The 22,478-nt window shown below is 42.3% G+C and carries 19 protein-coding genes; 6 read left to right on the top strand and 13 right to left on the bottom strand.

The annotated features are described in order from the left end of the window. Window positions 1-139: 139 nt before the first annotated feature. Window positions 140-700 carry a hypothetical protein gene (locus AB1Y31_01760; GenBank protein ID MEW4981891.1) on the top strand — a complete coding sequence of 187 codons (561 nt, stop codon included), beginning with the start codon at window positions 140-142 and terminating at the stop codon, window positions 698-700. 36 nt (window positions 701-736) lie between these two features. Here the strand turns inward: AB1Y31_01760 and AB1Y31_01755 are convergent, their stop codons facing one another. The 8 genes from AB1Y31_01755 to amoC form a co-directional block, all read right to left on the bottom strand. Beyond that, the gene (locus AB1Y31_01755; GenBank protein ID MEW4981890.1) at window positions 737-1,639 is read right to left on the bottom strand and encodes a methyltransferase domain-containing protein; all 903 of its coding nucleotides are present in this window, start codon (window positions 1,637-1,639) and stop codon (window positions 737-739) included. Window positions 1,640-1,645: 6 nt separating this feature from the next. After that, complete coding sequence (locus AB1Y31_01750; protein ID MEW4981889.1) at window positions 1,646-2,080, bottom strand: YqaA family protein; 435 nt, start codon at window positions 2,078-2,080, stop codon at window positions 1,646-1,648. A gap of 11 nt (window positions 2,081-2,091) precedes the next feature. Next, window positions 2,092-2,718: a cupredoxin domain-containing protein gene (locus AB1Y31_01745; GenBank protein MEW4981888.1), complete on the bottom strand. Its 627-nt coding sequence runs from the start codon at window positions 2,716-2,718 to the stop codon at window positions 2,092-2,094. After that, window positions 2,715-4,430, bottom strand: a complete 1,716-nt coding sequence (locus AB1Y31_01740) for a multicopper oxidase domain-containing protein (GenBank protein ID MEW4981887.1) — start codon at window positions 4,428-4,430, stop codon at window positions 2,715-2,717. The genes AB1Y31_01745 and AB1Y31_01740 overlap by 4 nt, the downstream gene beginning before the upstream one ends. A 12-nt stretch (window positions 4,431-4,442) precedes the next feature. After that, window positions 4,443-5,039 carry a hypothetical protein gene (locus AB1Y31_01735; protein ID MEW4981886.1) on the bottom strand — a complete coding sequence of 199 codons (597 nt, stop codon included), beginning with the start codon at window positions 5,037-5,039 and terminating at the stop codon, window positions 4,443-4,445. 129 nt (window positions 5,040-5,168) lie between these two features. Further along, window positions 5,169-6,404: a bacterial ammonia monooxygenase, subunit AmoB gene (gene amoB, locus AB1Y31_01730; protein ID MEW4981885.1), complete on the bottom strand. Its 1,236-nt coding sequence runs from the start codon at window positions 6,402-6,404 to the stop codon at window positions 5,169-5,171. Window positions 6,405-6,496: 92 nt separating this feature from the next. After that, on the bottom strand, window positions 6,497-7,240 hold the full coding sequence (gene amoA, locus AB1Y31_01725) for a bacterial ammonia monooxygenase, subunit AmoA (GenBank protein ID MEW4981884.1): 744 nt from the start codon (window positions 7,238-7,240) through the stop codon (window positions 6,497-6,499). Window positions 7,241-7,587: 347 nt separating this feature from the next. Further along, the gene (gene amoC, locus AB1Y31_01720) at window positions 7,588-8,364 is read right to left on the bottom strand and encodes a bacterial ammonia monooxygenase, subunit AmoC (protein ID MEW4981883.1); all 777 of its coding nucleotides are present in this window, start codon (window positions 8,362-8,364) and stop codon (window positions 7,588-7,590) included. Window positions 8,365-8,877: 513 nt separating this feature from the next. Between amoC and AB1Y31_01715 the strand changes: the two genes are divergently transcribed. Continuing rightward, window positions 8,878-9,882, top strand: coding sequence for a transporter (locus tag AB1Y31_01715; GenBank protein MEW4981882.1), 1,005 nt, complete (start codon window positions 8,878-8,880; stop codon window positions 9,880-9,882). 251 nt (window positions 9,883-10,133) lie between these two features. Here AB1Y31_01715 and arsJ read toward each other — a convergent pair whose 3' ends face one another. The 4 genes from arsJ to AB1Y31_01695 form a co-directional block, all read right to left on the bottom strand. Further along, window positions 10,134-11,372 (bottom strand): organoarsenical effux MFS transporter ArsJ, encoded by a 1,239-nt coding sequence (arsJ, locus tag AB1Y31_01710; GenBank protein ID MEW4981881.1) that lies wholly within the window; start codon window positions 11,370-11,372, stop codon window positions 10,134-10,136. A 1-nt stretch (window position 11,373) separates the two neighbouring features. Beyond that, window positions 11,374-12,390 carry an ArsJ-associated glyceraldehyde-3-phosphate dehydrogenase gene (locus AB1Y31_01705; protein MEW4981880.1) on the bottom strand — a complete coding sequence of 339 codons (1,017 nt, stop codon included), beginning with the start codon at window positions 12,388-12,390 and terminating at the stop codon, window positions 11,374-11,376. A 135-nt stretch (window positions 12,391-12,525) separates the two neighbouring features. Then, window positions 12,526-12,870 carry a metalloregulator ArsR/SmtB family transcription factor gene (locus AB1Y31_01700; GenBank protein MEW4981879.1) on the bottom strand — a complete coding sequence of 115 codons (345 nt, stop codon included), beginning with the start codon at window positions 12,868-12,870 and terminating at the stop codon, window positions 12,526-12,528. Window positions 12,871-13,034: 164 nt separating this feature from the next. Then, on the bottom strand, window positions 13,035-13,937 hold the full coding sequence (locus AB1Y31_01695) for a LysR family transcriptional regulator (GenBank protein MEW4981878.1): 903 nt from the start codon (window positions 13,935-13,937) through the stop codon (window positions 13,035-13,037). A gap of 111 nt (window positions 13,938-14,048) precedes the next feature. On the opposite strand from AB1Y31_01695, the gene AB1Y31_01690 reads away from it, so the two are divergent. From AB1Y31_01690 to AB1Y31_01675, 4 genes are all read left to right on the top strand, one after another. Then, the gene (locus tag AB1Y31_01690) at window positions 14,049-15,338 is read left to right on the top strand and encodes an outer membrane protein transport protein (GenBank protein ID MEW4981877.1); all 1,290 of its coding nucleotides are present in this window, start codon (window positions 14,049-14,051) and stop codon (window positions 15,336-15,338) included. Between the two features lie 30 nt (window positions 15,339-15,368). After that, window positions 15,369-16,442, top strand: coding sequence for an alkene reductase (locus AB1Y31_01685; GenBank protein MEW4981876.1), 1,074 nt, complete (start codon window positions 15,369-15,371; stop codon window positions 16,440-16,442). Between the two features lie 104 nt (window positions 16,443-16,546). Next, window positions 16,547-17,872 (top strand): porin, encoded by a 1,326-nt coding sequence (locus tag AB1Y31_01680; GenBank protein MEW4981875.1) that lies wholly within the window; start codon window positions 16,547-16,549, stop codon window positions 17,870-17,872. A 3-nt stretch (window positions 17,873-17,875) separates the two neighbouring features. After that, complete coding sequence (locus tag AB1Y31_01675) at window positions 17,876-18,652, top strand: alpha/beta hydrolase (GenBank protein ID MEW4981874.1); 777 nt, start codon at window positions 17,876-17,878, stop codon at window positions 18,650-18,652. A 333-nt stretch (window positions 18,653-18,985) separates the two neighbouring features. Here the strand turns inward: AB1Y31_01675 and AB1Y31_01670 are convergent, their stop codons facing one another. Then, window positions 18,986-22,468, bottom strand: a complete 3,483-nt coding sequence (locus AB1Y31_01670; GenBank protein MEW4981873.1) for an indolepyruvate ferredoxin oxidoreductase family protein — start codon at window positions 22,466-22,468, stop codon at window positions 18,986-18,988. Window positions 22,469-22,478: the final 10 nt, after the last annotated feature.

Genomic DNA, 22,478 nt, shown 5'->3' with positions numbered 1-22,478 from the left:
TCGAACATATAAACCGGCTTAGTCGTTTTCATATAGTTTGACGTGGGATAAACGTGAAAACATCTATGCTATGCATCGGCTATAGCGGTAAAATTCATCACATTAGACCGTCCAAAACAACGAATAGAGTCACTTCACTATGAATATTTTAAAAAACTTACTGGCCATCGCCTCACTCACCTTACTACTATCAGCCTGCGGCGAGCAAACTGCCACATCGGACCCAAACAAGGTATTTAAAATACAGGGAGCATTTGGTGTAAATATTGGTGAGCAAGGCCGAGGTCTTCCTGAGGGTTATATTATTGACAATAAAGCTTTCGACTTTACACCGCAACCAACACACCCTCACTTTGTTATTTACACTTATTCAATTACACCAAACACTCACACTATTTACGGCATTAAAACAAAGGGCGCCCGAGAAGTAGCAAAAGAAAGCTGTATGCTACAACGTCAAGAATTAATTAAAGAAACACTGGCCTCTCTTGGCGATACGTCTGCGCTTAAAGTAACTGAAGAGGGCAATAAATGGAAAATTCGTGAAGACAACCAACGTGAAGTCACCATCGAGTGTGAACGATCACTGACTCCAGAAAAGCTTCAGCTTGTGATGACCTATCAGGACACATCGTTAAGCTTGTTAGCTTATAAAGAATGGAACAAACGTCAAAAAGATATCACCCTTTTTAGACCTTAATCGTCACTCAATAATAAAGCGTAAGTGTAGCTATGCTTACGCTTTCTTTGCAGAAAACAAACCATAGCAGCCAATCCCGTCATGCAAAACATGATATTGGCCGAAACAAGCATCAAAATTTCCGCTTTGTACCGAAGACCTTAAACGCAAAACACTCATAACCTTTTCCATTGGGTACGTTAACAACGCCGTGTAATACAGTCGTTTAGATGACGGCAACGTATTTTTTGTAATATCTCGATAATATATATCTGTAAAGCCACTGCCCTTCATAAAAGCCTCGAACTCACTTGGCGTAGACATATTCGGCATAGCCCAGCCATTCAAGACTTTTAGCACATGTTTCCATTCTTTGAGCGTTACATCGCGCTTGTTAGCAAAGCCGTCAGCGACTGCAAAACAGCCGCCTTTTTTTAACACACGATGCGCCTCTTTAACAAAGTCTGACTTTTTAAGCGCATAACAAACACTCTCCAAACCCCAAACGTGATCAAATTTTTCATCATCAAAGGACGTCTGCGTATAGTCCTCCAGCTTAAAGTCAACTAGATGGTCTACCCCGCGCTTCTTTGCATTCTTAACAGCTTGGTCAATTTGTGTCGGTGAAATAGTAATGCCTGTCACTTTCACACCAAAGTTTTCAGCTAACCAGATAGAGCTACCACCAATCCCGCAACCCGCGTCAAGAACGTGATCGCCAGGCTTTAGGTCTAATTGGCCAGCTAACACCTCATTCATCTTTAATAAAGAATCACTATGTGACTGTGTATCATCAGCCCAATAACCATAATGAATAGCTAAATTCTTACTGTTTAACCAAGAGGTTCTGTAATCCCAATAGCTTTGGTCATAATAGTCCGCTATATCGCTTCTCAAATCATCACGTACATTAGTACGATGATCAATATCTTTTTCTATGCGCATGATACTTTTAGACATTCTGAATTAGTTAAGCATTATCGAAATTAAGAAATACCGAGCAAATTTACCCAGCGTAATAAAAAACAAGGCTTTTAAAAAATTAAGTCGTAACCAGCCTGCGACCAAGCAAAGAACATCACCCAACACAGGCAACCAACTCATTAACAACGAGATACTACCGTATCGTTGAATCAGCACATTGGCTTTGTAAAAGTGTTGAGGGTTAATTTTTTTGGGTGGATATTTTGCTGACGCAATATGACCTAAGTAAAAAGTGGTTAACGCGCCTAATGTATTACCAATGGTAGCCACGATAACCAAATAAATCGACACATGCTCCCCGTTCAACAGAAGGTAGGCTAGTACGGCTTCAGAACCACCTGGTGCAAGTGTAGATGACACAAAAGCACTAACGAACAAGCCCAATACACCATATGACTCAACCAGCTCATCAAACATAAAAGGATCGCTTACTTTTTATTCCAAATAAAGAAAAACATACAACTTGAAAAACCTAACAGTAATAAAACAAATATTAATACTAGATTTTGTACGCCCGTATCGAGTTCATAATAGTCTCTATTTAATTGCCCAGAAATACCTGGAATAGACGGCAAGTTTCCACTTCCTCCTCCAACAAGAACCTGTGCTTTCATGCCTTTTTCCATATGCTGAGCAACATCGCAATGGGCTAAGTATGTTTGCTCTGTCTTAGGTGTAATGAAGGTACCTGTTGTTTCTCCTCTACCGTATAGCTCCATATGGAACATACCCTGAGGGTGTAAATATGTTGGCAGGCCATGAACCATAAACTGGTGACGAATGTCGTCTTCATTGATAAACGTTACGTTTATGCGTGTGCACTTAGGTAGGCTAAATTCGTGCTGACTATAACCAAAAATAGTCCCTGGAAACTCTTTAGCATACTCCCGTCCCGCCTTGATTGTAATATCTTCTTCGCCTGCAACACTTTCACACCCTTGAGGAAGCTCTTCATGGTTCTCATTCATCACCATGCCCCAATCTCCCATACGCATTGCAGCTGATGCACTCATACTGAACAACATGATTATTAACGCTATGAGAGTTAGCCTCATGATGAGCTCCCGTCTTTTAACTTAATGGAAATATCATGAAAAAAACTATACAGCGCATTAAACAGTAAAAATAAAACGCCTAATAATAAGCCTAGTACGATAAAGAGTATTACGTCTTTATACGACTCAACATTTCTGCCACCAGCATCATCAAAGAAGCCAAAAGCATCAGCTTGGGTCCACGACGGAATGTCTCCTGCATAGTAGTCTGGGCTGAAGTAAGCGCTTACATCTTCACCTTGCCCGTTTGGTAACGCGTGTTTATTTAAATACTTTCGATAGACGATTGAAGAGACATTACCACCAGGTGCAATCCCATTACTTGTAATGGCTCTTTCAGCATGATCATGAAAAAGCCAAATCCCCTCACCATAGCTGTGAAGTCCGTCGTCTTTCGTATATAAATCCAAATCTACGCGTTGAGCAGCCGACAGCGCATAAACATCGCGTGTTATCTGGTTTAACGGATTTACATCCACACCATCGTACGCAGTAATTGTCGCCTTGTGCCCGTGTGTGTGTAGCGACAAAGTATCTGGCGTACCATTTAAAACACGTAATTTTGTATGTTGATCCGGATCAACCGTAATGAGCGATTCCCTTAATGTATAAGGGAAGGAGCGACCATTGAGCATGAAGTAATCGTCCGTACCGTCTGTAATATCATATAAACGGTTCATTCTCTTCGCCAATTGACGAGGGTCATTTGATGTCTGAATCAGATTATTTAGCTCTGTATCAATGGCTTGATAATGCAAATCATACTCTTGGGCATAATCCTCTAGCACTCCGACAGACGGTTTTCTTACCTTGCCAGCCCCAACGTTGAATGTTTGCACCCAATTATTCGGCTTGTTTTCCTCAACGATAAATAAGCCCTGTAAACCCATCATAAGGTGGACTTGGACTTGAACATGGCAGTGATACATCATCGTACCGGCGTGACGAGGTTTGATTTTGTATATATGTTGCTCGCCCGGCATGGTCATTTTTTCACTCGTCTGAGGGACACCATCGTTATTTTCATAGCTATGGTCTACCCCGTGCAAATGAATCGTATGAGGGAAATAATGTGTGTTTTCTAATATTAAAGTGACATTATCACCTGCTTCCACACGAATAGGTGCTGAAGGCAAACGCAGCAGATGATTAGCCGTTAAATCCACGCGATTAACTGTAGACATTCCACGACTTTTTGGTGCGAACACCCAAGCGCCCGGTCTAATACCTGGAGCTATTTCAAAACCAGGGACAAACTCTAATTCATCTGGTGAACGCCCATTAAGCTCGGCCACCTCGATACGAATAACAATGTCATCAGGGTCACCATCACCATCAATGTCATTAGTCTTGACGACTGCATCATCAGATAACAGTGTTTTCATTAACACCGGCATAATGACATTATTTGTACCTCTGACAAATGCAGCCACTTCAAATGGATTATCTGGATTACATGCATCTGAAGCTTGTATATCAACTCCACCGATTTTGTAACTTTTACGCCATTCAGGATACTGCTCGTCGCAAACAGTTACTTGCCCAATATCTGGCTTAGGGCTTGAATTCGGAGGTGCTTGATATGTTGGCACCCCTGTATATTCAAAGAATCTCGAATACAGTAAATAAGGGTCATAAAGAAAAAGTGCAATAACACTCAGTACTATTGCGCTTATTATTAATCCAATAATTGAGAATCTTCTCATTTTCATAACTGACGATAGTTAATCTTCTTTTTTCTCATTCAAAACCACCGGCTTTCTACGTGCAAACCAAATCATAATGATTACTACCACTAAGAACACCGCAATCGGCACTCTTAATGCTGCAGGAATACCCTGTTTTGGATAGCCAACTGAAAAAGGAAATCTAGATATAAACTTCTCATTTTCACCTTCAACTACAACATAACCGACAAAATGTCCTTTCTCTATAAAATTCTGAGTTATAGTCATTGTTCCAGATGGGTAACGCTTAGCTGGTATTTCAAAGAATGGTATTTGGGCTAATTCAGCATCATCAACCACACCGTCTTTTTCATTACCCAAGGCTGCAGCGTCAGACTTAATAACCCTAAAGTTAACCGTCATATCCCGCAACTTATTATCGATAAAGTCTAAAACAATGATTGATTTACCTATTGTAGGCATATCATCACAAAACTGTTTGGAAACATTATTTTCTGGTTGGTATCCAGAGAAATTCATCACGTAGGGACCGACACGCAACTTACATTCATTACCTTCATTCATAACACCACCATGTCCCCATGCCAGTGTACTCATTAAAACTAATACTAACGCATTGATACCTCTAAACATTAATCTTCTCCTCGTTATACCTTTTAAAATTCTTATGACACATTATATGTTATTTAGTTCTGAACTAATAAGCATTAACAAAAAAAGCCCCGATACACGGGGCTTTTTCCTAACTTAAATCACTTGCCTCTAGATAAACACAGGAAGTAATGGTCCACCAATAGCAACTACTGAACGGTTTCCTTCTTCGTCAAAGAAGAATACTAGACCACCGAAACGACTATCTGGATCGTAAATCAGTTTAGCTAAACGATATGTCTCCCAAGCCGCATCTGTACACGTTACTTTAAGAAGTTTCGTTTCACCTGGCATTACCGCACCGCCTTCATACTTCAGACCATTAACAGCCACGGGGTCATGACTATCAGCAGGCTCTGCCGTTGAAACCTCAGGATTCATCCATCTAATATTAGCTGATGTAAATTCGCCAATTTTGATTGCTGAATTCGTGTTATTGGTTACTTTAAGCGTATATTCCAATGCTCGACCAGGAACACGGTATTTAGCATCAACCATTTCAGCATTAACACCGCGAGCAGCATCTGGTAACGCAGGTATAGTAATTTGCCCACTTTGTAATGGAATGGTTACTGGGTATTGCGAGTGCGCATTATAATAACTCCAAGTAACAACGCCCATCGTACCAATCAACAACACAAGGCCTAACGTACGTTGAAATGTCGTGACCATATCATCAGCGTCATCACCTAAGATTTTCACTGTTTTATAGCGTGGAATTAAGATCGGTCCTTGGAAAATCCAATATAACAACCAAGCTGCAGCAATCACGCCCCAAAATACGTGCCATTTAATGGCATTTGCCAAACCGTAAGTTTCAAGATCAATAGTTTCACCCGTTAATGTCGTTACTTCGTTTGTAAAGTCAGCCATATCACCTGTTACTTCAACCCAGCGACCTGGTCCAATTAACGGACCCGCCTCAGAAACGTTCATCAACGCATGCATATGAACCCTAGCTGCACGACGTGCTCTCAAGATGACTTTAAATTCATATGTTTCGCCAACTTCAAAACGTGTAGAGTTAGTTCCACTCACGCCATTAATATAGGACGCCTTTCTAACGAATACAGGCCCTGGAATCCCAATATTTAAGAACGCCAACTCAGGTCTTGCAATATTTGCTGGCCAATCATAGAACCAATAAAACTTGCCCGTCATTGTCATTTCTTCGTTCACTTTCAGCTTCGTTGTAGATACCTCTATGTCATACCATAACAAGGTACGCATTCTCAAATAAGCTGCCTGTGACTTTTCACCATGTGCCAGCGCAGGGGCCGCATACAAGGCGATAAAGCCTGACGCGATTGCTATTAGCACAGCAATTGTTTTTTTAATATTTAACATAATCTTCCTCAATCTTTTAATTATATTTATGTAATGAACCTAAATTTAAGCATTAACGTTAGTGTTACCACTTACATTAATTAGCTTAAATTCTACAGACGTTTCACCCATTTAGTACTAGATAGGACTTTGCCAAAACCAATCCAAGTAAAGTACGCAAACACCGAGATAAAGCCAGCAAAGAAAGCTGATACGGGCGTGACGTCTTCACCGAAAGTACGTAGCGTACCTTCTTCGATAATACGGATATATTCTGGAGTACCTGTTCTTACATAGTTATAACCAATCAAATCGGCTACTGACATCATAGTGCCGTTGTATTCAATAGGCACATGGAAAGGCGCGATCAATGCCCAGTTTGCTGGGTAAAAAATAATGCCCCATACCATTGATCCTATAATCCCTGTTACTGTCAAACTTCTACTAATAATTAGTATCGCATCCAGTATAAGCGCCATCGGAATGATTTCAGCTGGTACAACCATGTTAAGTGGGAAATATGCCCAACCAACAAAGTTAAACACCCTATTCATCCATTCACCAACTAACAAACCAGCGCAACTTAATGTCGCCCCAATAGGCAATCTAAAGTTAGTCCATAGTAAGTAATGAAGTGCTGCGGGAAAGAAAATAAGCGTAATAGGTGTAACCGTTACCCACCAACGCCTATCTTTCCAATCAATCCAAAAATCCCAATCTCCAGCTGTTAACATAAAGTGGATATGGAATGCTCCAATTATAACTAAAGTAACAATTGGAATGACTATCAAATCAAAAGCTTTATATATTCTGTGCTGCTGCTCAGCAGTGGTAATAGCAGATTGTACTGCACTCATCTCGACCTCCTAATTATTATAAAAATTATTATACCGCTCATGCCATAGCCTATATTAACCAAGCAATTTGCTGTCTTGATAGTAAACCCATGCTTCAAACAAAGCAACATATCCTAATATCAATATGTTACTCATTAATTCTTTCAAAGCGCCTACAGTCGTTATCAAGCGTATTATCTACACACCTTTCTAACCATTTACTCCTTCCTTATTGCGTTGTTTTTAAACCGGCATTTCATTAATTTTTTCTCGCAATCAGATTCATCATTCAATGATAAATAAAAGTAACAGGACAAAAAAAAGGGTGCTGAAGCACCCTTTTTTAAATTCTAATGAATAACTAAATTTTAGTCATTCATGTCTTCAGTAACCAACACTTCATCATCAAGTTTAGTCAATTGAATAAAACGCAATACGATTTGAATCAATAACCCGCCTAATGCTAGTGCCGTCCAACCTAGGACAACAAAACCCCAATGTAAAGAGGCTGAGAATAACTCTTCCATAAACCAGAAGGTATGACCCCATTCATTCAAACCAACATTTGGAAGAATCATGAAAGGCCCAACCACTGCAATAACGAAAGGAATAGAGATTCTTTCTGCAAACTGAGGCAAACGCGTACGAGCATATAAGAATGCACCCACACCCGCTAGAATGTAACAAGGCATCGTGCCGTAAAACAACACTATATGACTCGGAGTGAAGTCAGTATCACGCACAGTGACTTGATGCCATGATGCGTCTTGTTCTGCAAAGAAGCTAGCAGCCCAGTACACAATCCAAACATAGCAAAACAACCAAGCCAATAATGTGAAGTACCGTTTTAACTCTTCTTTTGGAGTGATGTTAAATACGTTTTTATCACGTGTTTTAAGCAAGTAACCCCAAAGAACCGCCGCTATTGTAAATTCAGCAATCCACTGTGCGTACAAAAGGTTCATCCAATAAATTTGGAATTCTGGCTCAAACGAATCCATGCCTTTATCCCAAGCAAATAACTGCTGGTAAATTCGCCAAGTGATCATGACTGCTAAAACTGAAAAGAAAATGATAGCAATTCTCTTTCCGCCAATTAGGCCTTTAGAGACATCACCACCCATTTCTACTGAAGGTGTACTCATAATATTTTCCTCTTTTATTATTTAATAATTAACTTTTTTGCAAAAAAGTGTTGTTTCCAACGATTCGGATAATAACACCGTTCCGTTAAGTCCAACAAGTTCTACTCATTGCACAAAACACTGAGCGTACCGATTAGTCATTTGTTCTATTATATAGTTCAATATATTCGTCTATTTTCGCCTGTAAAAATGAAATACAGCCTAATCACATGCTTATAGGCATCCTACCTATCTTCCGTATTGGCCATTAACCGTCTTGCCTCATTCTAATAATGCCGTCACTAGTCTACAACAAGCACATTCGTGCCACTGTCCAGATCAGCTGTGTCGACAATAATTCACTGAAAATATTGCGCACCTTGATTTAATGACACGATATTTTTACTCCGATTAAGCTCAGTCATTGCCAGACAAACAACCCAATACCCATACCTGCGACAATTTGTCGCAGGTATGGGTATTACGATATGTCATAAAATAACATCTCAATATAACTAGAAACCATAATACAGAATGAAACACCTACTCAGAATACTTCCTATTGCACTCATCAGCATAAGCAGCGTTGCTGTTGCGGACCACCCAACCGTAGCATTCGGGTTAGAGTCAGCAGGTCCAATCAATACAATTTCCAGCACAACTGCGCCCAAGGGGGCCTTAGCATTTGGCCTTAGGACCGAAATTATTAATAACGACCGATTCACCACAGGAGAGCTTGAGAATTTTGGCGCAATTGGTGAAGAAGGTGTGCACAGTGTTGATGAAATTAGAAGCACATCATTATCTGCCGCTTACGGATTAACTGAAGACCTAACCATTAGCGCGCGCCTTCCTTATATAGAAAGAAAAAACATTCGTGAAAGCGAGGAGGAAGAAGAAGGCGTTGGTGAAGCTCATTCACACGGTGATTCATCTGGCTTTGGTGACATTTTATTGATGGGCAATTATCGTTTTTTTAAAACTGATCAATTAGACGCCTCTATTCTATTTGGCGTGAAAGCACCAACTGGCGAAACACACGATAAAGATGATCATGGAGAACGTTTTGAAGCTGAATTTCAATCAGGAACCGGTTCTTGGGACTACTTATTGGGCGCCGCCATTAGTCAATCAAACGGCCGTGTTGGTTACCACGCCAATATTCTTTATAACAAAACAACTGAAGGCTCACAACACACAGAAGTTGGTGATGCACTGTCTTACAATGTTGCGCTAACTTACCGATTAGCAAGTCATGACCACGCCGGCCATGGACATCATCACACACACAAGTCTAATGAAATTAAGTGGGACATTTCACTTGAAGCTAATGGTGAAACACGCCGTGAAAACAAGGTGTCTGGTCACATAGAAGAGAACTCTGGTGGCACAACCGTTTACTTATCGCCAGGGATTAAAGTATCTGCTGGTGGTTTTGGCGGCTTTATTTCTATCGGTGTGCCGATCATTGAAAACCAAAAAGGCATTCAGACAGATGTAGACACTCGAATTGTCGCTGGGCTTTCGTTCGCACTATAAGGTGCGTAGAGACCACCAAAAGCACTGAACGACAAACCTCTAATACTTGTAAATTACCCATCAATGCTAGAGAAAACCACTTAACAAACGGTTTTTTCTAGCGTTAATGGCTTTTAAAATATTTATTATCAAGGCGCATTTAAAGCCAGCACCTAATCAACAATTGCCAAACATATCCCTTTGAAAAGCTTCATCACTTCTCTATAGAAGTCTTTATTTCACCGTACGGCCTACTCACCACAATGGCTATATTAGGCACTTAATGGTACCGGTACACTCGTAGACTTGTCTGGCAAAGCTTTTGCGATGATGGCTGACATAAAAATAAATAGCGCCGATACCCATAAACATATTTCAAAATTATAGTTTTGATATAACCAGCCCGACAAGACAGTCCCTAGCAATCTACCGGCTGCATTTGCCATGTAATAAAAACCAACGTCTAGTGACACAGCATCCCTGTGGGCATAACTTACTATCAAATAACTATGCAATGACGAGTTAATCGCAAACAACACACCAAACACCACTAGCCCTGCTAACAATACAGCGCCTTCTTGAACGTCAGAATACAGGGCCACTGCCATCAGCGCCGGTACGGCTGACAGAGTAACAGCCCATTTAAACAAACGGTAACCATCTTGCGATTCAGCCTTTCGATGGCCCGATAGTGTTGGGGCGAGCGATTGAACAACACCATATCCAATCACCCATAAAGCAAGTACTCCACCAACATGTGAATAATCCCAACCAAGTTGACTCGTTAAATACACCGGCAACGCCACAACAAACCAAACATCTCTAGCCGCAAATAAAAACAATCGCGCACTGGATAGGCAGTTAATGGCGGGGCGTTTTGAAAAAAGCTGCTTAAACTTGGGTTTACTCGTCACTTTGCCCATTTCACTTTGTAACGAAAAAATACTGACGACCCACACAATTAACAGCAGGCAAACCATTGACAAAATGCCATCGTGAAAACCAAATTGACTAAGAAGTACTCCACCCAGAAAAAAACCCACACCTTTAAGCGTGTTTTTTGACCCCGTCAGCAACGCCACCCACTTATAAAGTTTATTATCGGCACCGCTAGGCACTAATAATTTAATGGCACTTTTAGCACTCATCTTATTAAGGTCCTTCGCAACACCAGATACCGCTTGCGCCATCATCACCCAAAAAACACTCAACATGTCAGCCGGAACCAACAACATTGACAGAGCAATAACTTGCAAAGCTAAACCAATGTTCATCGTGGTGTTTAAGCCGACTACCGTCCCTAGCCAGCCACCTAAAAGATTCGTGATAATGCCAAACAACTCGTAAAATATGAACAGCATCGCTATTTGAAGTGGCGTATAGCCCAACCCATGAAAATGCAACACGACCAACATACGTAACGCACCATCGGTCAGTGTAAATACCCAATAATTACCGGTAATAATCAAGTATTGCTGAATACTCTTGGGAAGTTTCGACAGCATGTACATATTAATGATTAGGCTTATCCAGTTCACCCACCATGTTGACCAACTCAATCGTACGGTTAGCATACCCCCACTCGTTATCGTACCAAGCGTATATTTTCACCTGCGTGCCATTCACAACCATTGTAGACAAGGCATCAACAATGCTTGAGCGTGGATCTGTTTTATAGTCAATTGATACCAAGGGGCGTTCTTCGTAACCTAAAATCCCGCTCAATTCATTATCGGCCGCAACTTTCAGCAGTTGATTCACTTCATCAGCCGTTGTTTTTTTAGCCACCTCGAATACACAATCTGTCAGCGATGCATTTGCTAAAGGGACCCGTACTGCGTGCCCGTTCAACTTACCTTTTAACTCTGGGAATATGTGAGTAATAGCCGTTGCAGAGCCTGTTGACGTTGGAATGAGACTCATTCCACACGCTCGAGCCCGCCTTAAGTCCTTGTGAGGCGCATCTAGTATAGTTTGTGTATTGGTGACATCGTGAATGGTTGTTATCGAACCATGCACAATTTTAAGGTTCTCATGGATGACCTTAACAACCGGCGCGATGCAATTTGTAGTACAAGAAGCCGCAGTAACGATACGGTGCTGCTCCTTATCATAAAGCTCTTCATTGACCCCTAAAACAACATTTAATACGCCGTCTTCCTTCACCGGCGCGGTCACCACAACACGCTTAACTCCCTGATCAAGATAAGGCTGCAACAAGGCTTTTGTCTTCATTTTGCCAGATGCTTCAATAACGACGTCACAATCCGACCAATCCGTTTCATCGATCAGCAGGTTTTGGCTCGTCTTGATAACTTTATCGCCAATGTAAATGCAATCATCTGAATGGCTAGCCTCGTGAGCCCACCTGCCGTGTACAGAATCAAAATTTAGAAGGTGCGCTAAAGTTTCAGCGTTACCCGCAGGATCGTTTATACGAATAAACTCTATTTCATCAGAGCCAAATCCTGCTCTAAAGGACAAACGGCCCATTCGGCCAAACCCATTAACGCCTACTTTTATAGTCATACGAACTCCCTTTATCAACCGTTACTATTCAACAATAAATCACATATGGAATTATACATATATGAAATTTCATATGTTTACTAATTCAATACGATTAAAAATCGAATATCTAAGTGGAATAACTAAGTTAAGGTGTTAACAACAAATACGCTCACGCTCAGGGCGTGAACGCATCAAAGATAAATTATTAAGACCCTTTTCAATAAACGCCGCATTGGATCGTGAGGTTGTTTTTAAAATGTCTTTGGCCCACGCAGGTAATGACGGATTAATACTATAAAAAACCCATTGACCCTGACGCCTATCAGACAGCAAATCAAACCGTCTAAGTTGTGCAAGGTGCCTAGAAATTTTAGGCTGACTTTCCTGCAACGCTTCCATTAATTCACAGACACACAACTCCCCTTCTTGCTGAATGAGCATAAGACAGGTTAAACGAGTTTGATCAGACAAACATTTGAAAAATGATAAGGCTTCCATGCTTTGTATTATAGGTAAATACAACTTCAAAAGGCACTACTTAAAGGTAAAAGGGAAGTTTTCAATGCAAAGAGCATCCTAACTGTAGCTATTACAGCACCCATTATTCAACCTGAAATTAGCCGCCATGTCCTTAGTAAGGTCACTGCACCTCAACTCATTTTTCACTCACGCCAGTCGTAGCCCAAATTTATTTTTTGACTAATAAAATCCATAAAGAGCTGCAGCTTTAATTGTTTAAATTGCTTACTCTGACAGACTAAATAAATTCCCGCTGAACCAAGCTCATACATAGGCAACAGCTCTACCAAACGACCTTCACGCAAGTCGTCAGCGATAATGAAATGTGACAACACAGAAACCCCTGCTCCTTGCACTAATAAAGTTCTAACGGCGTCTGCGCTATTTGTTTTAATGCTTCCCTGAACAGACACGGCCTTCGATTGCTTCTTTTGTTTGAACACCCATTCGTTAGGGTTCGGTAACAATGAAAATGTAATCCATTGGTGTTTCTCAAGCTGCATTGGAGATATTAACGGCTCGTGTTTTTTCAAATAAGCAGGGCTAGCCGCCAGTACAAGCTTTGAATCTGCTATTTTTTGCGCCACTAAGTCGGAATCTTGTAGCCAGCCGACCCGAACACTAATATCAATCCCTTCTTCAACCATGTCTACCACTTGATCTTGAAGCATTAACTCAATATTTAGCTTTGGATATAGCCGCGTAAACTCAACAATTAGCGGCGTAATATATTTATTACCTAATAAATTTGTCGCGGCAATTTTTAATGAGCCAACCGGTTGGTTTTGCAACATACTAATTTCGTTGTGCATCACTTGAGTCTCCTCAAATATACGCTGACAACTTTGGAAGTAGGTACGGCCCACTTCGGTTAAACCAAGCCGCCTTGTTGTACGATTCAATAACTTCGCACCTAACTGTTTTTCCAATAAGGTGACATGTCTGCTAACGGCTGATTTAGCGACCTTCAGCTTTATTGCCGCTTGGGTAAAGCTCCCCAAATCAACAACATGGTAAAAAATCATCATTCGTTTGAGGTTTTGCATAATTTTATTATTCTCAATAATAGAACAGGTTATGTAAATTTTACTGCATTGTTATTTTACGTATAACTTATTATCATTTACACAATAAACCTTAACTTTAATATTCCACCAATGAAATTTTCAAAATCACTCGCATTAATTTTATTATTTGCTAGCCAATCAGCTAGCGCAATCAACGGTTATTTTGCCATCGCATACGGGGCAAAGATGACCGGCATGGCCGGTGCCAGCATCGCTTTTCCACAAGATACACTGGCTGCTGCCATTAACCCTGCAGGCATGTCCCAGGTAGAAGGCTGGGATGTAGGCGCGAGGTTTCTTCACTTACCCCGTGATGCAGAGTTTGATTGCCGTGGTATCGGCGCTTGCGACGAGATTGTCCGAGATGATAGTACACGTGATTACTGGATGATCCCAAATTTTGGATGGAATAAACGTCTAAGCGATAAAAGCACTCTCGGTGTTACTGTCTATGGCAATGGCGGCATCAATACGGCCTATAGACGTCGCCTCTTTACAGAGACCGCTGAGCGGGTTCTAGGCGCACCCAGCATTACGACAAATGGTCATTTAGGCGTCGACTTTGCCCAAGTCATTATCGCTACAACATATACCTACGAAGTCAGCCCCAAAAACTATATTGCTATCGCGCCATTATTCGGCATTCAGAAATTTAGTGCACAAGGCCTAGATTTTTTTCAGGGACTTTCATCCGATCCCGGCAGCCTTACCAATAAGGGTGATGAAGTCGCTTATGGCTTAGGTGTGAAATTTGGCTGGTTTTATAAACCAAACGACACATTCCAATTTGGCGCTTTTTATGCCCCCAAAATGCAAATGACTAAAATGAAAAAATATTCTGGGTTACTAGCTAATAATGGTGACTTTGATATTCCTTCAAATTTTGGCGTTGGTCTGGCGGTTAATTTTTCAAAACAGTTTTCAGTGGCTTTTGATGTAACGCGTATTAACTATCATGAAATCGACGCACTATCTAATCCTGTACCAACAGTTACAGAATTCACGGGTGGTTTTTCAGCTGACAGGCTGCTTGGAGCAAAAGACGGTGTTGGATTTGGCTGGAAGAGCATCACTGGCTATAAGCTAGGCGCCCGTTATATCCTTGACGACAAAATAACACTTCGCGTAGGTGCAAACTATGGTGAAGAGCAAATACCCAGAAAATCCAGTATTTTGAACCTCATCACCCCCGCCATGCCGTCTAAACACTTAACAGCCGGTTTTAGTTATAAAACCTCTGATGATTCCGAATGGACTTTAGCCGTTATGCATGCGTTTCGAAACGAGATGACCGCCAAAGATACGGCATTTTTTGGATCCGACGTTAAGTTTGGCATCAACGAAACAACGCTAGATATAGGCTATACCCGCCACTTTTAAGACACCCCTCAACAACCAAAAAACTATCCGATGACTGATTTATTTACACCGATAAAACTTGGGCCACTCACTCTACCCAACCGCATCTTTATGGCCCCCATGACGCGCAATAGAGCACCTACAACTGCCCCTAATGAGTTGATGAGAACTTACTATAGCCAACGCGCTAGTTCTGGCTTAATTATTTCAGAAGGCTCTCAGGTTTCGTCGCAAGCCATTGGTTACCCTGGAACACCAGGCATCCATACCAGCGATCAAGTGGTTGGTTGGAAAAAAATTACAGATGCCGTACACCAACAAGGCGGGCGTATCTTTTGCCAGTTATGGCATGTAGGGAGAATTTCGCACCCCGATTTACAAGAAGATAACAAATGCCCTGTCGCGCCTTCTGCCATTAAACCGGAAGGCGAGGCAATGACGCTGCAAGGCCCCAAACCTTTTATAACACCGGAAGCATTAACGGCCGAAGCCATTCAAGACATTATTGCCGATTATGCTCACGCAGCTAAATGCGCCTTGCAAGCAGGGTTTGATGGCGTTGAAATTCATGCCGCTAATGGATATTTAATAGATCAATTTTTACGCGATGGAACAAACCAACGTGAAGACAATTACGGCGGCTCATTAGCAAATCGCTCTCGGTTCTTACTCGATATTGTTAAGGTTATTAGTGAAGTATGGGATGCCGATCGTGTCGCGGTCAGGTTATCACCGTTACAGCCGTTTAATGACATGAAAGACTCTTCCCCAGAAACTCTTTTCGGCTATGTTGTTAAACAATTAAATGAGCTCGGACTTGCTTACCTTCATGTAACAGAAATGGGCTCTGAGTCACCGGGCGCCGCAGGTCCAGCGTTTGATTTGACGAACCTTCGCTCATTATTTGACGGCGTGTACGTCACTAATGCTGGCTACAATAAAGAAAGGGGAAACAATGCCATTAAACAAAACATCTGTGATGCTGTCGCCTTTGGCGTGCCACTGATTTCTAATCCCGATTTAGTCGAACGGTATAAAAAAGACGCTACGCTTAATAAAGCAGACCCCAGCAGCTTTTATGGTGGCACTGCCGACGGATATACAGACTATCCAAGCCTTGACTAAAGCACACATAAACAACTTCTATTGACGATAATCATCAACACAACACTATTATGCTATTAAAAAAACTTTCCTTCGTATGCCTTATCTTAACTAGCAGCTCAAGCATGGCCAACTCTTCACACGCGTATGCTAATGCCGTACTGGATGCGCTGCAAAATAAAGGCTTATTAAGCCAGCAAGATGTTAGCAACATTAAACAACAGGCCATGCAAGCGGAGTCTCAAGCTCAAATTAAAGAGCCTGTTAAACCAGATAGTAACTTTTTAGTCGCCACTGCTAAAAAGATTACGACTAGCAAAGGCAATAGAGTTAAAACACGATCAGACGTAAACTTTTGGGGCATATTACAGCCACGTTATACTTTCGTCCCATCTAAAAACGGCTTAGAGGGCACCAACAGCGTCACTCTACGCAGAGCACGTTTTGGTTTCCACGGCTATCTTGTTGACAAAATCGGCTACCGCTTTCAATACGAGGCAGCAAATGAAGTACCGGGTCTACCCAGTGCACAAAGGCTGCTCGACGCTTGGGTGAGCTTTAAGCATTTTGACGACACCATTGGTAGTATCACGGTCGGTCAGCAGTTTGTTCCCGGCTATACGCGCCGTCCGCATACTTCTGCCAGTGTCGAGCGTAAATTTAGTGAATATTTATCCCCAGGGGCCGTTGGTCGTGTCCGTGGCCTATCGATACGAAAAGGCAATATGGGGCTACCGGAAACCAGCTCCAAGGGCTATTTCGATAACCGCTTACACTACTCCGTTGGCTTATTTAACAGCCCCGACCTTTCTTTAAATAACGACAACAATGACCTAATGTTCGCGGCGGCCTTTTCTATTCGTCCCACTGGCGTATCGCCCAGCGACGATGAATATCAATTTAAGGATCGCCCACTCTCATACAGCTTTGGTGCGTCTTATAGTGCGTCTAAAGACAGCGCAACACTCGACACAAAATTCCAACCTGCGGGGACACGTTTGAACAATGAATGGCTAGGTGCATTTGCTGATGTTCAAGCTCACCATTGGTGGGGTTGGGCTTCGTGGGCACAATTTGAGTCCGATGCGAAAGGTGGCATGGCTACCAATGCACAAGGCGAATCAACAGGAACGCTTAATTCAACAGCCCTTACTCTGGGACTTAGTCGCGCTTATTTATTGAACTCTGAGAGCATGGGCTGGGCATGGGCACTACAGTACCAACATGTGAATAACGAACATCCTTCCAGAACGGGGTTCTTTAGGCCTTTAACTGGCAAATCAGACGATGAATTAGCTCGTGGTATGGACCAAGGAAGCGTTTATCAGGCCATGTTCACTTGGCAGTTTGATGACAACATTAGGTTGATCAATGAATTGTCATATTATAAGCCAACAGATGGCGGCTTCAGCTACCCCGCCTTTATCAGCCAATTACAAATAGGGTTCTAAATCATGCAAGAAAACTACCTTCAAGCAGCCAAGCGACGAATCCGCTCTGTTCTGATAGGAACAATAGAAACGGACAAACCCACTCTGGTCTTTCTGCATGGCGCGATAGACAGCATCGAAATGTGGCGTGATTTCCCGCAGCAGGTACATGAAAAAACCCAACTGCCTGTAATCACATACGAGCGCTGGGGGCATGGGAAGTCTGAGCCTTTATCCTGCTTTCGGAAAGGTGATACGCGTATAGAAGAAGCCGACGAACCTCTTGATGATTTATTCCAACACTATGGTTTAAATAAGGTTATTTTGGTCGGTCATAGTTATGGCGGCGTCATTTCCCTTATCGCCGCAAGCCATCACCCAGAGCAAGTTTGTGGTGTGGTATCCCTCGTGCCGCAAATGGTCATACACCCGCTTTGTGTCGCAGGCCTAGAAAATGCGAAAGAAAATTTTGAAAACGGTAACCTGCGCGAAAAACTTGCTAAATTTCATGGAGAAGGCGTCGATACCTTATTTTATGACTGGGTTCAGCGGGTCTATGATGAAAATTACCAGAAAGAAGATTGTTCCCATTATCTCAGCCAAATAACCTGCCCCGTTTTACAAATTTACGGCAAAAGTGATGAATTTGGCTACCTGCCAAACCTAAAACTTTCAAAAAAACATATTTCAAGCGATTTATCTATCATCGAGATTCCCGACGCTGGGCATTATGTTCACCTAGAGGCTAAACAAGGTGTCGTTGGAGCGATAAAGGATTTTTGCTCGAAATTCGACTCTTAAGTCAACCTTAAGGCTCGTTTGTAGTCGACTCACATCGACTGAAGTTAGAACACACCCACATAGCACCATTAACATTAGCACCCTGCCTATAGGCATGCCCGTACAGAACACAGGGCTCATCCGTCGTGTGGCAATGCAAATTTACAGTGTTGGCGTTGGCTATAAAGGTAAAACCTAAAGCATAGATGGCCTCGTTGTTGCTAGTATGAAATGAATAACAACGCATAACTGCCTTGAGTTGGCATTTACCCTTCAAGCCTAACTGGGAGTAATACGTTAAAAAAAAGGCCCTAGCTTTCACCAGGGCCTTTTGAGTACTGCTTTATTCTAAAATTAAGCCGCCGTACCTGTTGTGACTTTAATAATCTTCAACGGGTTCTTAAACTGCTCATTCAGTGTTGTCCAGCGGCGTTGAGCCACCTCAACATTTTCAGTTCTTACGTGTCCATAACCACGGATAAACTCGGGAACATGTGCCATCTCCAAGGCTACCTCTTTGTTCTCTTCATTCAAACCGCTGATAATTTGCTTCAACACAGACTCATACTGGCTCAAAATCTCCTTATCTTCTTTGCGTTCTGCTGAATAACCAAAAGGGTTTAGTGGTGTATTTCTCATGCCTTTAAACTTAGAGGCCAATTTCAGAGCAGATAACATCCAGCCACCAAATTCACGTTTCTTTAGCTGACCCGTTATAGGGTCGCGTTTAGAAATAAGTGGCGGTGCCATATGGAATTTGATTTCATAATCGCCAGAGAAGTTCTCTTCGATTTGTTTCTGCCAAGTGCCATCCGTGTACAAACGTGCTACTTCCAACTCATCTTTATAGGCCATCAGCTTATATAAGTATCGAGCGGCAGCTTCTGTAATGTCTTCGTTATCACCAGCTAGTTTTGCTTCAGCTTCACGTACCTGATTAATTAACGTGGTGAACTTTTTTGCATATGATTTACTTTGATAATCAACAAGATCACTCTCGCGACGAGCAATAAGTTCATCAGTCGTCAGTGATAGTACTTCCCACTCGGGTATTGCCGCACCCTGTTCCATCAGTAACTCAACCTGCTTAGGGTCATGCGCCATTAACCGACCAATTTTAAACACCTGTTGGTTATAAGCCACGGCAACGCCATTATCAGTAATCGCTTTTTCTAACGATTGAACCTTGACCGGTAACCAGCCTTTTTGACAGGCATAGCCAAGCAACATCATGTTTGCACCAATCGTATTCCCAGTTAGTGTTTCTGCAACGTGAGTCGAATCAAAGAAGTCACAGTTTCCTGCCCCCGTGAACCGCTCTAAAGCTTGTTTCATATCATCAACAGGAATACTGAAATCACCGTCACGCGTAAAGGCACCCGTCACAATCTCATGAGAATTAACCACGCCTTTAGTATGCCCTTCTCTTAAACGCGACATCCCTTCATCGCCGGCACTCGTAACGATATCCGCACCAATCAATAAATCGGCTTTGCCAATTGATAGTCTCGTGGAATTCAGTTCATCAACATTATTAGCGACTTTAAGGTGACAGTAAACCGCACCAAATTTTTGCGCCATACCGGTTAAGTCAAGCACTTGAGAGGCAAAGCCTTCAGATTTTGCTGCTTCACCAATCATGGATGAAATGGTCACAACCCCCGTACCGCCAATACCACAAACGAGTGAGCCAAATACGCCATCAAGTGGTTTGGGTGTCGGTTCGGGTAATTCTGCAAAAAGCTCATCTGACAAGCTAACCGCATTACCTCTCGCTAGCTCCCCACCTTCGACCGTAACAAAGCTAGGACAAAACCCTTTAACGCAACTAAAATCTAAATTACAGCCTGATTGATCAATAACACGCTTTCTACCTAACTCTGTTTCCAATGGTTGTACTGAAAGGCAATTCGATTGAATACCACAATCCCCACAACCCTCACAAACACGTGAATTAATAAACGTCCGTTTTTTAGGCGTTTCGACAATTTTACGTTTACGTCGGCGGCGTAATTCTGTTGCGCAGGTTTGTTCATAAACCAAAATGGTGACACCCTTGATGTCTGCCAATTCGTGCATAACCTTTTGCAAATCATCACGGTGATAGACATCTGTACCTGTCGCAAATTGAGACTTATTAAGTTCATCCGGCTCTCTTGAAACCACCACCACACGTGCCGCACCCTCTGCTTTCATTTGTTGAGTAATACTGGCAACGGATAGAGGGCCATCAAAAGCTTGCCCACCGGTCATCGCAACGGCATCATTAAATAGAATTTTATAAGTAATATTAATGTTCGATGCTATTGCCTGACGAATGGCATTAGACCCAGAGTGATAGAAGGTTCCATCACCTACATTGACAAAGGTATGACGATTACCTAAAAACGGCGAAGCACCGGCCCAAGTTGCACCTTCACCGCCCATTTGAGTATATGTAACGCCATTACGATCCATCAAACCAACCAAGAAATGGCAACCAATACCGATAAGTTGCTCACTGCCTTCTGGAATTTTGGTGGATGAACTGTGTGGACAGCCTGAGCAAAAATAGGGCGTACGCTCCACTGTATTACGAGGAATGCTGAGCTGTTTGCTTGTCGCATCAAGCACCTCCACCCATTTATTCATTGAATCCGTTGTTTTATAGGGCTTTAACCACTCCACCAAAACTTTTGAAATAAGCGCAGGCGTTAACTCTCCATTTGATGGGAATTGTACTTGCTGGTCACGGCCTTTTTTACCCATCACAAGCGGACGGATATCCATCGGCATATCAAATAAAATGTCTTTTACTTGAGTTTCTAAAAATGGTCGTGATTCTTCAACAATCAAAATTTCGTCAACAGACTCAGCAAACTCACGAACCAAGGTTTCTTCAAGCGGCCAAATAACGGCAATTTTAAACACCGCCAGCCCTAGTTCATCACGCATTGCCTCATCAATACGCAGGTCATCCAGTGCCTCCAGCGTATCTAAGTAACTTTTGCCTGCGGTAATAATACCTACCCGACGCTGTTTGGCGTCCAGCGTTACTTTGTTAAGTTTATTTGCTCGAGTAAACGCTTTAACGGCTGGAAGTCGTGCATTTACGATCCGCTCATCTTGATCCACCGAACGATCTGGCCAACGTGTGTGAACGCCGCTGGCAGGAATAACAAAGTCATCCGCCGGTGGCAGCACCGTTTCCGTACGCTTTGGATCAATATCAACCATATACCAAGACTCGGCAATATCGGACACCGATTTAACAGCAACCCACACTCCAGCATAGCGTGACATTTGATAAGCAATAAGGCCAAAGTCATAAATATCTTGTACCGATGAGCAATGCATAATCGGAATACATAAACCCGACAAAACATACTCACTTTGTTGTTGAATACTGGACGAACGACTCATCGGATCATCGCCCACCGCCATTACTACGCCACCGTGTTTACTCGTGCCCCATAAATTCGCGTGATGAAGTGCATCAGCTGCTTGATCTATGCCGGGTCCTTTGCCGTACCAAAGACCAAATGCGCCATCAAACTTATTACCTTCAAAGAAATCTATTTGCTGTGAACCCCAAATGGACGTCGCAGCCATTGCCTCGTTAACACCGGGATTGAAATGAATATCTCGCTCGTTTAGCGCTTGTTCTACACCTTTGGCTTCCATATCGAACATACCAAAGGGTGAACCTCGATATCCAGAAATAAAACCGCCCGTATTTAAACCTGCTTCTCGGTCACGGCGTTGTTGTTCAAAAGTTAAGCGTAAATAAGCTTGGTTACCCGATAAAAAAACAGGTCCTTCTTGGCGTATAAATTTATCTTCTTTAGAATTTGACATAGTCCCTCAA

Origin of the sequence: Cycloclasticus sp. (assembly GCA_040743155.1) — a bacterium.
Lineage (GTDB): Bacteria > Pseudomonadota > Gammaproteobacteria > Methylococcales > Cycloclasticaceae > Cycloclasticus.
The sequence above is the reverse complement of the archived record's forward strand: the minus strand, read 5'-3'. Positions and strand labels throughout refer to the sequence as shown.

Excerpts from the sequence above, each read along its gene's own strand:
- AB1Y31_01760 (MEW4981891.1), top strand. The coding sequence starts at position 140 with ATGAATATTTTAAAAAACTTACTGGCCATCGCCTCACTCACCTTACTA.
- AB1Y31_01755 (MEW4981890.1), bottom strand. The coding sequence starts at position 1,639 with ATGTCTAAAAGTATCATGCGCATAGAAAAAGATATTGATCATCGTACT.
- AB1Y31_01750 (MEW4981889.1), bottom strand. The coding sequence starts at position 2,080 with ATGTTTGATGAGCTGGTTGAGTCATATGGTGTATTGGGCTTGTTCGTT.
- AB1Y31_01745 (MEW4981888.1), bottom strand. The coding sequence starts at position 2,718 with ATGAGGCTAACTCTCATAGCGTTAATAATCATGTTGTTCAGTATGAGT.
- AB1Y31_01740 (MEW4981887.1), bottom strand. The coding sequence starts at position 4,430 with ATGAAAATGAGAAGATTCTCAATTATTGGATTAATAATAAGCGCAATA.
- AB1Y31_01735 (MEW4981886.1), bottom strand. The coding sequence starts at position 5,039 with ATGTTTAGAGGTATCAATGCGTTAGTATTAGTTTTAATGAGTACACTG.
- amoB (MEW4981885.1), bottom strand. The coding sequence starts at position 6,404 with ATGTTAAATATTAAAAAAACAATTGCTGTGCTAATAGCAATCGCGTCA.
- amoA (MEW4981884.1), bottom strand. The coding sequence starts at position 7,240 with ATGAGTGCAGTACAATCTGCTATTACCACTGCTGAGCAGCAGCACAGA.
- amoC (MEW4981883.1), bottom strand. The coding sequence starts at position 8,364 with ATGAGTACACCTTCAGTAGAAATGGGTGGTGATGTCTCTAAAGGCCTA.
- AB1Y31_01715 (MEW4981882.1), top strand. The coding sequence starts at position 8,878 with ATGAAACACCTACTCAGAATACTTCCTATTGCACTCATCAGCATAAGC.
- arsJ (MEW4981881.1), bottom strand. The coding sequence starts at position 11,372 with ATGTACATGCTGTCGAAACTTCCCAAGAGTATTCAGCAATACTTGATT.
- AB1Y31_01705 (MEW4981880.1), bottom strand. The coding sequence starts at position 12,390 with ATGACTATAAAAGTAGGCGTTAATGGGTTTGGCCGAATGGGCCGTTTG.
- AB1Y31_01700 (MEW4981879.1), bottom strand. The coding sequence starts at position 12,870 with ATGGAAGCCTTATCATTTTTCAAATGTTTGTCTGATCAAACTCGTTTA.
- AB1Y31_01695 (MEW4981878.1), bottom strand. The coding sequence starts at position 13,937 with ATGCAAAACCTCAAACGAATGATGATTTTTTACCATGTTGTTGATTTG.
- AB1Y31_01690 (MEW4981877.1), top strand. The coding sequence starts at position 14,049 with ATGAAATTTTCAAAATCACTCGCATTAATTTTATTATTTGCTAGCCAA.
- AB1Y31_01685 (MEW4981876.1), top strand. The coding sequence starts at position 15,369 with ATGACTGATTTATTTACACCGATAAAACTTGGGCCACTCACTCTACCC.
- AB1Y31_01680 (MEW4981875.1), top strand. The coding sequence starts at position 16,547 with ATGGCCAACTCTTCACACGCGTATGCTAATGCCGTACTGGATGCGCTG.
- AB1Y31_01675 (MEW4981874.1), top strand. The coding sequence starts at position 17,876 with ATGCAAGAAAACTACCTTCAAGCAGCCAAGCGACGAATCCGCTCTGTT.
- AB1Y31_01670 (MEW4981873.1), bottom strand. The coding sequence starts at position 22,468 with ATGTCAAATTCTAAAGAAGATAAATTTATACGCCAAGAAGGACCTGTT.